Raw genomic sequence first — 13,391 nt, forward strand, 5'->3', positions numbered from 1 at the left:
TCCTGAGATGTGTGCTACCTGAACTCGGACTGCCGGGTTCGGGAATCATTCCTTGTTTTTTTGTTTGGACTGGTTGGGGATTGTAGATGTCTGTAAGGCCGCCATCGCTGGCAAGCTAGCTCACACAAGATTTCAGGGCGTTGCCAAAATCAGAGAGCACGCCGCAGAACCTGTGGGAGCGAGCTTGCTCGCGAAGGGGCCGGCACATTCGACATCTTCATTGCCTGGACCACCGCTTTCGTGAGCAGGCTCGCTCCCACAGGTTTAGTCAGGGCGACTCTGGATTGATCCACTTTGCACATCAATCCATGCCAATAATGCAATTAACATCTCGTTACACCTGCGCCACCATCCGCCTCAATAAAAACCGTGCGCCGCCCTCCCGTCGCGCACGTCATAAAAGCGGTGGAGTACTTTTCTATGACAGCCTCAATCCCTCACAACGGCTCGCGGGCCGGTGCCATTTTCCGGGTGACCTCGGGCAACTTCCTCGAACAGTTCGATTTCTTTCTGTTCGGCTTCTACGCCACGCAGATCGCGGCAGTGTTTTTCCCGGCGAGCAGTGAATTCGCTTCTCTGATGATGACCTTTGCCGTATTCGGCGCAGGCTTTTTGATGCGTCCGCTGGGCGCCATCGTGCTCGGTGCGTACATCGATGATGTCGGCCGGCGCAAAGGTTTGATCGTCACGCTGTCGATCATGGCCAGCGGCACGATCCTGATTGTGCTGGTGCCCGGATACGAAAGCATCGGCCTGTTTGCACCGGCGTTGGTGTTGATCGGGCGCTTGCTGCAAGGCTTCTCGGCCGGGGCGGAATTGGGCGGTGTGTCGGTGTATCTCGCTGAGATCGCCACGCCGGGTCGCAAAGGTTTCTTCACCGCTTGGCAGTCGGCCAGTCAGCAGGTGGCGATCATTGTCGCCGCTGCTTTGGGCTATGCGCTGAACGCGTGGATGGCGCCGGAGGTGGTGGCCGATTGGGGCTGGCGGATTCCGTTTTTCGTCGGCTGCATGATCGTGCCGTTCATCTTTTTCCTGCGCCGTAACCTGGAGGAAACCGAAGAATTCGCCGCACGCAAACACCGCCCGAGCATGGGCGAAGTGTTCCGCACCCTCGGCCAGAACTGGGGCGTGGTACTCGGCGGCATGTTGATGGTCGCGCTGACCACCACCGCGTTTTACCTGATCACCGTGTACGCGCCGACCTTCGGCAAAACCGTGCTGCACCTGAGCACCTCCGATGCGCTGTTGGTGACGCTGCTGGTCGGTGTGTCGAACTTCTTCTGGCTGCCGATTGGCGGCCTGTTGTCCGACCGTATCGGCCGTCGTCCGGTGCTGATCGCCATGTCGCTGCTGGCTCTGGCTACCACCTACCCGGCGCTGTCGTATCTGGTGCAGTCGCCGAGTTTCAGCCACATGTTGCTGTCGCTGTTGTGGCTGTCGTTTATCTACGGCTTGTACAACGGCGCGATGATTCCGGCGCTCACCGAGATCATGCCGGTCGAGGTTCGCGTTGCCGGTTTCTCCCTCGCCTACAGCCTGGCCACCGCCATTTTCGGTGGTTTCACTCCGGCGATGTCGACCTTCCTGATTCAGTACACCGGCGACAAAGCCGCACCGGGTTACTGGATGAGCATCGGCGCGCTCTGCGCTTTGTGCGCCACTCTTTATCTGTACCGCCGTGCCGGTGGTCGTCTGCAACCTGTCGCGGCCTGAGGAAAACTCGCCATGAAAAAACTGTTTACTGTCACCGCCCTGCTCGCCGGTCTCGCGTTCAACCTCGCGGCCCAGGCCGAAGAATTGAGCGTGATGACTTCCGGCGGCTTCACCGCCGCCTACAAAATCCTCGGCCCGAAATTCGCCTCCGCCTCCGGCAACACACTGACCACCAGCCTCGGTCCGTCGATGGGCAAAGCACCCGAGGCGATCCCCAATCGCCTCGCGCGCGGTGAACACGCCGACGTGGTGATCATGGTCGGCTATGCCCTCGATGACCTGATCAAGCAAGGCAAAGTCGACCCGGCCTCGCGCGTTGAGCTGGCCGATTCGCGGATCGGCCTGGTGGTGCGCGAAGGCGCGCCGAAACCGGACATCAGCAGCGTCGACGGCCTGAAGAAAACCCTGCTCGACGCACAGTCGGTGGCCTACTCCGACAGCGCCAGCGGCGTGTACATCGAGCAGCAGTTGTTCAAGAAACTGGGCATCGAAGATCAGCTGAAGCCGAAGGCAAAAATGATCCCGAAAATTCCGGTCGGCTCGGTGGTTGCCAATGGCGACTATCAATTGGGCTTCCAGCAGGTCAGCGAATTGCTGCCGGTGCCAGGGGTGAGTTTCGTCGCGAAGATTCCGGAATCGGTACAGTCGGTGACGCGTTTTGCCGCCGGGATTCCGGTCGGCGCGCAGCATCCAGAAGAGGCGAAAGCCTTGCTCGCCTACCTCGCCGCGCCGGCCGCGCAAGCTGACGTGCAGGCCACCGGCCTGGATTCGGTCAAGCGCTGATCGTTGGCGGCTGGACTTTCATTTCCACCACCAGCCGCTCCAGTTCCAGTGCCGCCGGGGTCAGCGTACGACCCCGGCGCTTGATGATGCCGACACTGCGCATCACTTGCGGGTCGGTTAGCGGCACCCGCGTCAGGATCGGATGATCCGGCCCAGGCATCGCCATCAGCGGCACCGCCGCCACGCCCAACCCCGCCTCCACCAGACCGATCATCGTCGTCACATGCCGGGTTTCGCAGATGCTCGAACGCTGCGGCACCACCGTGCTCAACGCTTGATCGAGCAAAAAGCGGTTGCCGGAGGTCTTGTCGAGCGAGATGTAATCCTGCTGATAGAACTCATCCCAGCTCACACTGCTGCGTTCGGCCAACGGATGATCGCGGCGACAGGCGACGACGTAGCACTCCTGCACAAGCGGTTCGAACTCGACTTTGGCATCCTGCGTGCCGAGAAAACTCAAGCCGAAATCCGCCTCGCCATTGACCACCGCACTCAACACATCGTGCGCGCTGGAGTCGAGCACTTTGACTTTGATCCGTGGGAATTGCTGGTGATAGCGCGCGACCACGCGGGGCATGAAGTAGTAGGCCGCCGAGGGCACACAGGCGACGGTGACATGGCCCAGGCGCGTCGAAGCGACTTCGCTGATGCCCAGCAACGCGACATCCAGATCATCGAGCAAACGCTCGACACTGGGCATGAAGCCGCGTCCGGCCTGAGTCAGACTGACCTTGCGTGTGGTGCGTTCGAAGAGTTTGACGCCGAGGGCGTCTTCGAGCTTTTCGATGCGCCGGCTCAACGCCGGTTGCGAAAGACGCACGGTGTCGGCGGCCTTGCGGAAACTGCCCTGCTCGACCACGGCGCGGAAGGCTTGCAGATCGTTGAGGTCGAAGTTGATGGCCATGGCGGGACTCGGGGGATTGATTTGCTTAGGCTATAAATGTAACCAATTGATGCCAGATATTACAGAAATGATGAAGATCCCCTGTAGGAGTGAGCCTGCTCGCGATAGCGGTGGATCAGTCGACTCATGTGTGGCTGACACACCGCTATCGCGAGCAGGCTCACTCCTACAGGGATCTTCTGTGGATCTTGAATCGATTCAGCCCTTATCCTTGTCACCCCCGCCGTACCGTTGTCAGGAGTCCCCCCATGCCCCATGAAGGCAATCTGTTGCAAGCCGCCGTCGTGTTTCTGTTCGCGGCCGTGCTCACCGTGCCTTTGGCCAAACGTCTGCAACTGGGCGCCGTGCTCGGTTATCTGTTTGCCGGGGTGATTATCGGCCCTTCGGTTTTGGGACTGATCGGCAACCCGCAGAGCGTGGCGCACATTTCCGAGTTGGGTGTGGTGTTGCTGCTGTTCATCATTGGGCTTGAGCTGTCGCCGCGACGCTTGTGGGTGATGCGTAAATCGGTGTTCGGCGTCGGTCTGGCGCAGGTGCTGCTGACCGCTTCAGTGATCGGCGTGCTGGCGCTGTCGGTGTTTGGTCAACCACTGAACAGCGCGATTGTGCTGGGTCTTGGTCTGGCACTGTCCTCGACGGCATTCGGTCTGCAAAGTCTGGCCGAGCGCAAAGAACTAACCAGCCCCCATGGGCGACTGGCGTTCGCGATTCTGCTGTTTCAGGACATCGCCGCGATCCCGTTGATCGCACTGGTGCCGATGCTGGCGGGTGGTGCTCACGACACCAGTAACGCGGAAAGCCTGAACCATGCGTTGCAAGTGCTCGGCGGTATCGCCGTGGTCGTGGTCGGTGGGCGATATCTGTTGCGGCCAGTGTTCCGCGTAGTGGCGAAAACCGGTTTGCCGGAAGTGTCGACGGCTACGGCGTTGCTGGTGGTAATTGGCACGGCGTGGTTGATGGATCTGGTCGGTGTGTCGATGGCACTGGGGGCGTTTCTTGCCGGTCTGCTGTTGGCGGATTCGGAATATCGCCATGAACTGGAAGCGCAGATCGAACCGTTCAAAGGTCTGCTGCTCGGGCTGTTTTTCATCAGCGTCGGCATGGGCGCCAACCTCAGTTTGCTGCTGAGTGCGCCGATCACCGTGCTGGGGCTGACGCTGCTGTTGATCGGGTTGAAATTGCCGCTGCTGTTCGTCGTCGGGCGTCTGGCCGGTGGCTTGAACAAGGTCAGTGCGATCCGCCTCGGTATCGTATTGGCGGCCGGTGGTGAGTTCGCTTTTGTGGTGTTCAAGATCGGTCGTGATCAGGGCCTGTTTGAGCCGCGTCTGTATGACCTGCTGGTGCTGACCATCACCCTGTCGATGGCGGTGACGCCGTTGTTGCTGTTGATCTGTGCGCGGCTGGTCAGTCCAAAAGTGCAGCCGGTGGAAGTGCCGGAAAAATACCGTGAGATCGACACTGACACCCCGCGTGTAGTGATCGCTGGCATGGGCCGGATGGGCCAGATCGTCGCGCGGATTCTGCGGGCGCAGAACATCAAATTCGTTGCGCTGGACACGTCGGTGGAAACCATTGAACTGTCGCGCAGCTTTGGCGGTGTGCCGGTGTTCTACGGCGACCCGATGCGTCCGGAAATCCTCAATGCGGCTAAGGTCGGCGAGGCGGAATATTTCGTGATTGCCACGGATGATCCGGAGACCAACATCAAGACCGCCGAGGTGGTGCGCAAGCTGTATCCGCACATGAAGATCATCGCCCGGGCCCGTAACCGTCAGCACGTGCATCGCTTGGTGGATGTTGGCGCGGAGGCGATTCGTGAGACGTATTACTCAAGTCTGGAGATGAGCCGGCGTACGTTGGTGGGACTTGGTCTGACCCAGGCCCAGGCTGATGCGCGGATCAAGCGCTTCAAGCATCACGACGAACAGGTGCTGGAGGCACAACACGCGATCTACGACGACGCGGCCAAAGTCCTGCAAACCGCCCAGGAAGCCCGTGCGGAACTGGCGCGGTTGTTCGAATCCGACCAACTCGAAGAAGAATCGCGCAAATCCTGAGCCCCGCACAAAACCTGTAGGAGTGAGCCTGCTCGCGATGGCGGTGTGTCAGTCGACTTATTCATTACTGACAGATTGCTATCGCGAGCAGGCTCACTCCTACAGGGGATCTGTGTCAAGCAGGTTCTAGCGTGCGCTCCTGCTTGACTGGGGCTGCTGCAAACCGATCCGCCAGAAACGGCGTGATGTCCAGCGGCAGCGGTTCATCGTTGACCAGTTTATCCAGCAACACACCAGTAATCGCCGAGGTCAAAATCCCGGTGCGGAAGTGCCCGCAGGCATTCAGATAACCCTCCACCCCACGCATCGGCCCGAGTATCGGCAACTCATCCGGCGAGCCCGGACGCAAACCTGCCCACGTGCGTTTCAGATTGACGTCTTTAAGTTCCGGCAGACAGCGCACTGCGCCCTGTACCAGCCCGGCGATTTCCGGGTAGGTGGTGGTGACGTCGAAGCCTTTGTCTTCGGTGGTACTGCCGATCAGTATCTCGCCGTTGTCTTTCTGTGCCACGTAGCAGTCGCTGGTGGTCAGGCAGCCGTTGAGGATTTTCGGCATGCGCTCGGTGAGCAGAATCTGGCCCTTCACTGGTTTCACCGGGATGCGAATCCCCGTCGCCCACTCGCTCAGATCCGCCGCCCAGGCACCGCCGGCGTTGATCAGCGTCTTGCAGTGGAACACGCCCTCCTCGGCCGTCTGCACACCGGTCACGCGGCTGCCATGGTGCAACACACCGGTGACGTTGGTGTTGACGAAGATGTCGATGCCGTTCTGCCGCGCGCCTTCCATGTAGGCGTCGGCGAGGCGGAACGGGCTGACCTGATGGTCGCAGAGAAACTCCAGCGCTCCGCGTGCTTCATGGCTGACGCCCGGTTCAGCCTCGCGCAGCGCCGCCTGATCGAGCCAGCGCACCTGATCGGCCAGGTGCGGAATGCAGCCGACGATGTGCTCAGCGTAGAGCCGGTCTTCGTCGTCATAGATGACAAATTTCAACCCGGTCTTTTCGAACTTGAAATCCATGCCGTGATTGTCTTTCAGCTCTCGGTGCAACGCCGGGTACAGGGCGTTGGACTGCAGGGCAAAATCGAAAAACGACTCCGGCAGAATATGCGGCGTGCTCGCGTCCACCGCCACCGCCGCGCCTTGGGTTTCGCGCTTGCGGTTGGCCGACATCATGCGGAAGAAAATCACCCCGCAGCCGAGGCCGACCGACTCACCGATCGCCCACAAACCACCGGCCGAGGCTCGGGTCGCGTTGCCCGGGCGTTTGGCATCGATCAGCGCCACTTTGAGGTTTTTGCGTTTGGACAATTGATAGGCGCAGGACGCCCCGATCACGCCGCCGCCGGCAATGATCACGTCATAGAACTTACTCATGGGCAGCGGTCTCCGTGCCGACGGACTGGAACGCGGAAAAAGGAATCGGATCGATCGGGAAACGCGGGCGCAGCCAACCGACGTCCTTGCGCCCGGTAGCCTGACGCAAGCGATCGCTGCAGTAGCCGACGCACATGCGCCCCTGGCAATCGCCCATGCTCACGCGGGTGCGCATTTTCAGGCTGGCGATGTCTTGCACGCCCTGCTCCAGCGCCAGGTCGATGTCGGCGCGGGTGGCGTGCTCGCAACGGCAGATCACCGTGTCGGCGGCGGGCAATGCGGTCTGGCCGACGCCGCGTTCGGTGTAGCGATCGACGGCGGCGCGAAAGCGCACGATGGCTTTGAGTTTGCTCAAGTAGCGGTCGCGGCGAACCCGCGCCAATTCCTCTTCGAGCACGCCGCGTTGCAGGAGAATCGAGGTCGCGGCGATCTTGCCGGCGAGCATCGCCGCTTCACCGCCGCGAATCCCGCCCATGTCACCGGCCAAATGCACGTGCGGTTCGTTGCTTTGCTGCCAGACATTCGCATTGGCGCGCAGATAACCGTCGTTGCTGAAGCCGTGGTCCAGGCCCATCTGCTGACTCAGTTGCGTGCGTGGAATAAAGCCGTAACCGACCGCCAGGGTCTTGGCTTCGAAGCGCTCGACGCGGCTCATGTCCGGTTCCCAAGTGGCCGAGTACGGCGCGACGCTGACGCTTTTCAGCTCGCCCTCGCCGTGGGCCTCGACCACGCCCCAGCCATAGTTCATCGAGATGCCGTGCAGTTTCAGGTAGGCGAGCATGCTCAAACCGTCGAGAAACAACTGCGGCTTGTTCAGCAGCGCCAGACTTTCGCGGGCGATTTTGCCGAACGCGCAAGCTTCATACACGCCCGCGACGCTGACGCCTGCGGCATGCAGTTGTGTCGCCACCAGCGGCAGCAACGGCCCGGTGCCGGCGATGATCACCGGCCCTTGCGGCTTGACCACACCACTTTTGATCTGCAGTTGCAGACCGCCGAGCATGATCACCCCCGGCAAGGTCCAGCCCGGAAACGGCACGCTGCGTTCATGGCAACCGGCAGCCAACAGCAACTGCGAATACTCGATCTCGTGCAGTTGCTCGTCGCCATCGAGCACCACCAAGGCGCGGGTGCCTTCGGCGCCGACCACACGATGGTTGAGGCGCACGTCGATCAGCCCGGACTGTTCCTGAAAATCACCGTGCAGTTTGCCCAGCGCTTCGGAGTAGCGCGGGCCGAGATAATCCAGTTGCACGCCATCTCGCAGCGGCCCGCGATAGACCACGCCGCCGAGCCGCGAAGCTTCTTCGAGCAAGGTGCAGCGCACACCGTGGCGCGCCAGTTCGATGGCCGCCGCCATCCCCGCCGGGCCGCCGCCGACGATGACCGGTTGCAGGCTCATACGATCACCTCCTGCTCGGTGATGCGGTTGACCTGGGTTTCGATCTGCATGCCATCACGCACCACGGTCTGGCAGGCCCGGCGTTTGTGCCGGCCATTGATTTTCACCAGACAGCACTGGCAAACGCCCATGCCGCAATAGGCGCCGGTAATCTGATCGTGATCGTTGCGGGCAATCTGGCGTACGCCGAGTGATTGAATAACGCTGAGTACGGTTTCGCCGATGGCGGCGGTGACCGCTTGACCGTTGATGTGGACGGTCATGTCCGCCTGCGCCAACGGCTGGATATCGAAAGTTCTTTCTTGGCAGTGCATTGCGATGTTCATCCGTGAAAGTTCGGTTGAGGTGGTGTCAGCTCCTTGCTGCACTACAGCGTGTCGACGCGTTTGTTGTTGCTGTGATTGGGGCGTCGACGCGTACTTCGTCAGCGCAACAGAGGTGCGCGAGAAGCACTGTAGTTCATACCTCAGCAAAGGCCGGGATCATTTACGTTAGGCGATCTCGCCGCAGTAAATATTGATCCAGGCCAGTGAAAACGATTGGATTGTCCAACGATCAGTTGGAGAAGACGAACTGCCCTTTGATCTTCTTCGCGCCAATGAAACCCAAGTCCGGGAACAGCAGGGATTTGATCCACGCGGCGTAGAACACAATGGCCAGGGTGATGCCGACGGCAATCACGGTCGACAGCGGATCTTCCTCATAGCCCTTGAACATGCGTGAAACCTGACTGATGGTGAGGAGGACGTAAACGGTGTAAGCCGCCGCCACGTTCTTGTAGAAACCCCATGCAAACAACAGCGGAATGCCGCCTGCGATCAGCAGCATGGTCAGTGCCAGGCCGGCGCTGGCGTCATAGAACAGGAAGAAACCGAAGACTGCGCCGATCAATGCCTGAATGCAGGTCAACACAACCAGCAGGGTGACTTTGAGTGAATGCTTTTCTCTAAGGGCCGGATCCGGACGCCCGCCGATCCAGGCTGCCAACACGCGATCTTTGACCGCACCGCCCGACAACGCTTTGAACGTTTCGGTTTTCGAGCGCCCGGCTTCGAGCATTTCCACCAACTGGCGTTTGATTTCCTTCTTGTCCAACGTGTTCATCCTTAAAGAGAGGTAAAAGCGGCCAATCCACTTCCGGCGGCGATTCTCGCCGTTGGCCCCGCAGAAAGCAAAAAGCCGCTTCCACCCGAAGGTGGAAGCGGCCGAGGCATGGGCCTCAATGGAGCAATCAGTGCACGAACAGGGCGATCAGGATGATGATCGGGATCGGTACGCCGAGGAAAAACAGCAGAAGTGAGCGCATGGTCATGCTCCTTGTTTAACGGACTGGAGTGGTCGTGGTGTAGGTGTCGACTTCTACGTACTCGACGGCATCCCGGCGACGACCGCCGTAAGTAGCCGCGAGGCTGGCGAAGAACGCACCGGCCAACAGCGAGATGAACATCCACAGCGAGGTCCAGGCAGCGACTTTCGCAGCGGTGTCGGCGGCTTGTTGAGCTTTCAGCTTGGCGTCGGCCAGGGCTTTCTGAGTGCGCGCGTAGATCTCATCGACGCGGCGCTCGGCATCGGCCTGAGTCAGGTTGGTCCGCTGTGCGACCAGCTGCGCCAGGTAGGTACGGTCTTCGGCACTCAACTGACCATTGGCCAGGCTTTGCGCGAAAATACGGGCCACCGCACCATGCGCTGCGTCATCGCTGACGGAGGCCGGACGGTCATCACGGAACAGGCTGTCGATGTAGTAACCGTACTGATTGCTGTCGGTGTTCGCTGCAGCAGAGCCGGCCGCTTGGGTCATCGCGCTGGCTGCACCGCCGGCCACACTGGCACCTGCCTGCACACCACCACTGATGACGCTGCTGACCGAGCCGACCACCAGCACTGCGGTAACCAATGTAGCCACACACCAGGCAAGGAAGCCGTGGGCGGTGTCGCGGAAATACACCTCGTCACCGTGCATGTTCGCCCACTTCACCCGCAGGCGACCGGCGATGTAGCCACCCATGCCGGAAGCGATGATTTGCGTCGCCGCCAGCCAGACTATCGTAGAAATGCCCAGGCCCTTGGCGCTTACGCCCTCTCCGGCCCACGGTGAAACGGCAGAGAAACCCAAACCGAACCCGAGCAAAACCAAAATCATCGACAGTGCAGCGGCAGCCGCAGCACCGGCGAAAATCGCGCCCCAGGACACGCCCGAAACGCTGCTCGACTCTTCAACGGCGGGATAAAACCCATCAGGGGATCTATTCATTGTTGTTCTGCTCCAGGCATGAAAAATGGTGTTACAACTCGTCATCAGAGGAATTGCAGTGACCGTGCCAGTCGCGAAAAATAAATAAACCCTTCAGTTTCAATCAGTTAGAAAGAATGAACTTCCTAGGACCATGCAAATTGCAACAAGGCCCGAATAAGAGCGGGTTTTATGCATTGGCCTCGAATACCAATAGCGCTCGAAATTTGCGTTTGTGACAGGTCAACATGAAAGTTAATTTAAAGCGTCAGCGCAATTTCTTGGCAAAATGCTGCCATTCCGTTTGAACCGATCAGCAGGCCTGCCTATGACTCGTATCTTGACCATCGAAGACGACGCCGTGACTGCGCGGGAAATCGTCGCCGAACTGAGCAGCCACGGGCTGGAAGTCGACTGGGTCGACAATGGCCGCGAAGGCCTCGACCGCGCCGTGAGCGGCAACTACGACCTGATCACCCTCGACCGCATGCTGCCCGAACTCGATGGTCTGGCCATCGTCACCACCCTGCGCACCATGGGCGTGGCCACACCGATCCTGATGATCAGCGCCCTCTCCGATGTTGACGAACGCGTACGCGGCTTGCGCGCTGGCGGTGATGACTACCTGACCAAACCGTTCGCCACCGATGAAATGGCCGCACGGGTTGAAGTGTTGCTGCGTCGGCAGAACAGCGGCGCGACTCAGGCGACAACCTTGCAGGTGGCCGACCTCGAACTGGACTTGATCAGCCACGAAGCGCGCCGTGCCGAACAGGTGCTGACGCTATTGCCGACCGAATACAAGCTGCTCGAATTCCTGATGCGCAACAGCGGCCAGATCCTTTCGCGGATGATGATTTTCGAGGAAGTCTGGGGTTATCACTTCGACCCGGGCACCAACCTCATCGACGTGCATATCGGCCGTCTGCGCAAGAAGATCGACGCGGTGGGCAACGTTCCGTTGATCCGCACGGTACGGGGCTCGGGTTATGTCATTGCCGAACCCGTCTGACGGCTGGCGCTCCTCCAGCAGCCGCTTGCTGGCGCTGTACAGTTCGCTGTTCGTGGCCTGGAGCGCGATCCTCATGGGGGTCATGTATTACGAGGTTTCCGGCTACCTCGACAACCTCGCCAAACATTCGCTGATGCAACGTCAGCATCTGTTTTCGCACTTTCGCGGCGAGCAACTGGAAGACGCCCTCGCCGCCAGCATGACTTTCGATATTCGCGGCATCGACGCCTATGGCTTGTTCGATGCCGACGGCGTTTACCTCGGCGGTGCCTTGCAGCAGATCCCCGAGGGCCTACCGCTGGACGGCAAGATCCACATGCTCGCCGACTGCGCCGACTCCGATGACCCGACCCTGCCCAATGACAGCTGCGACGCGGTCGCCACGCAAACCCGCGACGGTCGCTGGCTGGTGTTGCTGCGCGACAACGGCTCGCTGTTCGCCGTCACGCGGATCATTTTGCATGCGTTGTTCTGGGGCGTGTCGCTGACGATTTTGCCGGGGATTGCCGGGTGGCATTTGCTGCGGCGCCGACCGTTGCGGCGAATTCGCGCGATTCAGGACAGCGCCCAGGCGATTGTCGCCGGCGATCTGACTCATCGATTACCGCTGTCCAATCGCCGCGACGAACTGGATATGCTCGCCGCTATCGTCAACGCCATGCTGGAGCGCATCGAGCGTTTGATGAATGAAGTCAAAGGCGTCTGCGACAACATCGCCCATGATTTGCGTACCCCGCTGACGCGCCTGCGCGCGCAGTTGTATCGCATGCAGCAACAGGCCGGCGAAGGTTCGCAGGAGGCGGCGCAACTGGATCTGGTGCTGGCGGAAGCGGATACGCTGATGGCGCGGTTTCGCGGTTTGCTACGGATTTCCGAACTGGAAGATCGCCAGCGCCGCTCAGGCTTTGTCGAACTCGACCCGGTGCAATTGCTGGAAGAACTGCATGAGTTTTACCTGCCGCTGGCCGAGGAAGGCGAGCTGCGTTTCGATTTGAACATGCCGGAAACATTACCGGCGCTGAACGGTGATCGGGCATTGCTGTTCGAGGCGTTGGCGAATTTGCTGAGCAACTCGATCAAGTTCACGCCGCCGGGCGGCACGGTGATGTTGCGTGGGGTCAACGCGGGTGGACAGACGCGGATCGAGGTGCACGACTCAGGACCGGGGATTCCCGAGGCTGAGCGTGAGGCGGTGTTCCAGCGTTTCTATCGCGCCGAGGGTGGGCAGCCGCAGGGTGGCTTTGGTTTGGGGCTGTCGATTGTCGCGGCGATTGTCAGTTTGCATGGCTTCAGTCTTGAAGTCGGCAGCAGTGATCTGGGCGGGGCGAAACTGGTGCTCGATTGCCGGCAGAGCCTGATCGAGAATTCCTGACCTTTTATATTTGAAATGCACAACCTGTAGGAGTGAGCCTGCTCGCGATGGCGTCGTGTCAGTCAAAAAAGATATCGACTGACACGACGCCATCGCGAGCAGGCTCACTCCTACATTGGATCGTGGTGTTCTTCAGGTTGGGTAATTGGCTCGGAGTGCTTCGAGTCCACCCTGGTAGATGCCGCTGAACAGCGCCACCACCTCCTCATCGCTCACGCCTTTGGCGTTGAAGCGCCCCGACCACGTCACCCGTGCGCCCTGCCCTTGGGCTTCGACCTTGATCGTCGCCAGATAATCAGTGGCCGGGAACGGCGCCTGTTCAATCGAATAGCTGTAGGTTTTCGCGGCGTTGTCGAACGCTTGCAGACGCTCTACCACCACAGCGCCGTCAGCGGTTTGCAAGGTGCGCACGCGCCCACCGTCGCTCAGTTCACTGTTGGGAATAAAGGGCAGCCAATCGGGCAGCGTGTTGAAGCCGCCGATCAATTGCCAGACCTGATCGGCCGAGGCCGGGATATCGATGGTTGCTGATGCTGTAGGCAT

At 60.2% G+C, this 13,391-nt stretch carries 12 protein-coding genes; 5 read left to right on the forward strand and 7 right to left on the reverse strand.

Features of this window, described 5'->3' with window-relative positions; all coding sequences use genetic code 11:
• Positions 1 to 420: 420 nt before the first annotated feature.
• The gene (locus PspR84_RS17845) at positions 421 to 1,713 is read left to right on the forward strand and encodes an MFS transporter (protein ID WP_160058558.1); all 1,293 of its coding nucleotides are present in this window, start codon (positions 421 to 423) and stop codon (positions 1,711 to 1,713) included.
• Between the two features lie 12 nt (positions 1,714 to 1,725).
• Complete coding sequence (locus PspR84_RS17850) at positions 1,726 to 2,496, forward strand: substrate-binding domain-containing protein (RefSeq protein ID WP_160058559.1); 771 nt, start codon at positions 1,726 to 1,728, stop codon at positions 2,494 to 2,496.
• Here the strand turns inward: PspR84_RS17850 and PspR84_RS17855 are convergent.
• A complete protein-coding gene (locus PspR84_RS17855) occupies positions 2,486 to 3,400 on the reverse strand; it encodes a LysR family transcriptional regulator (RefSeq protein WP_160058560.1) in 915 nt (304 codons plus the stop codon). The two genes, PspR84_RS17850 and PspR84_RS17855, sit on opposite strands and share 11 nt — an antisense overlap.
• A 248-nt stretch (positions 3,401 to 3,648) precedes the next feature.
• On the opposite strand from PspR84_RS17855, the gene PspR84_RS17860 reads away from it, so the two are divergent.
• Positions 3,649 to 5,457 (forward strand): monovalent cation:proton antiporter-2 (CPA2) family protein, encoded by a 1,809-nt coding sequence (locus PspR84_RS17860; RefSeq protein WP_160058561.1) that lies wholly within the window; start codon positions 3,649 to 3,651, stop codon positions 5,455 to 5,457.
• A gap of 115 nt (positions 5,458 to 5,572) precedes the next feature.
• Here the strand turns inward: PspR84_RS17860 and hcnC are convergent, their stop codons facing one another.
• The 5 genes from hcnC to PspR84_RS17885 all read right to left on the reverse strand — a co-directional run bounded on the left by hcnC (position 5,573) and on the right by PspR84_RS17885 (position 10,485).
• Positions 5,573 to 6,832 carry a cyanide-forming glycine dehydrogenase subunit HcnC gene (gene hcnC / locus PspR84_RS17865; RefSeq protein ID WP_160058562.1) on the reverse strand — a complete coding sequence of 420 codons (1,260 nt, stop codon included), beginning with the start codon at positions 6,830 to 6,832 and terminating at the stop codon, positions 5,573 to 5,575.
• Positions 6,825 to 8,234 (reverse strand): cyanide-forming glycine dehydrogenase subunit HcnB, encoded by a 1,410-nt coding sequence (gene hcnB, locus PspR84_RS17870; RefSeq protein WP_160058563.1) that lies wholly within the window; start codon positions 8,232 to 8,234, stop codon positions 6,825 to 6,827. Before hcnB ends, hcnC begins: the two co-directional genes overlap by 8 nt.
• Entirely contained in the window at positions 8,231 to 8,548 is a 318-nt protein-coding gene (hcnA, locus tag PspR84_RS17875; protein ID WP_160058564.1) for a cyanide-forming glycine dehydrogenase subunit HcnA, read from the reverse strand. Before hcnA ends, hcnB begins: the two co-directional genes overlap by 4 nt.
• Before the next feature lie 241 nt (positions 8,549 to 8,789).
• Positions 8,790 to 9,329, reverse strand: a complete 540-nt coding sequence (locus PspR84_RS17880; RefSeq protein WP_122598663.1) for a hypothetical protein — start codon at positions 9,327 to 9,329, stop codon at positions 8,790 to 8,792.
• Between the two features lie 226 nt (positions 9,330 to 9,555).
• Positions 9,556 to 10,485, reverse strand: a complete 930-nt coding sequence (locus PspR84_RS17885; protein WP_007914999.1) for a membrane protein — start codon at positions 10,483 to 10,485, stop codon at positions 9,556 to 9,558.
• 307 nt (positions 10,486 to 10,792) lie between these two features.
• Here PspR84_RS17885 and PspR84_RS17890 point away from each other — a divergent pair, with 307 nt between their 5' ends.
• Both PspR84_RS17890 and PspR84_RS17895 read left to right on the forward strand, forming a co-directional pair.
• Positions 10,793 to 11,476: a response regulator transcription factor gene (locus PspR84_RS17890; protein ID WP_123594222.1), complete on the forward strand. Its 684-nt coding sequence runs from the start codon at positions 10,793 to 10,795 to the stop codon at positions 11,474 to 11,476.
• The gene (locus tag PspR84_RS17895; protein WP_160058565.1) at positions 11,454 to 12,848 is read left to right on the forward strand and encodes a HAMP domain-containing sensor histidine kinase; all 1,395 of its coding nucleotides are present in this window, start codon (positions 11,454 to 11,456) and stop codon (positions 12,846 to 12,848) included. Before PspR84_RS17890 ends, PspR84_RS17895 begins: the two co-directional genes overlap by 23 nt.
• A 132-nt stretch (positions 12,849 to 12,980) precedes the next feature.
• Here the strand turns inward: PspR84_RS17895 and PspR84_RS17900 are convergent, their stop codons facing one another.
• Positions 12,981 to 13,391, reverse strand: coding sequence for an SRPBCC family protein (locus PspR84_RS17900; RefSeq protein ID WP_160058566.1), 411 nt, complete (start codon positions 13,389 to 13,391; stop codon positions 12,981 to 12,983).

It is taken from the genome of Pseudomonas sp. R84 (assembly GCF_009834515.1).
Classification (GTDB): Bacteria; Pseudomonadota; Gammaproteobacteria; order Pseudomonadales; family Pseudomonadaceae; genus Aquipseudomonas.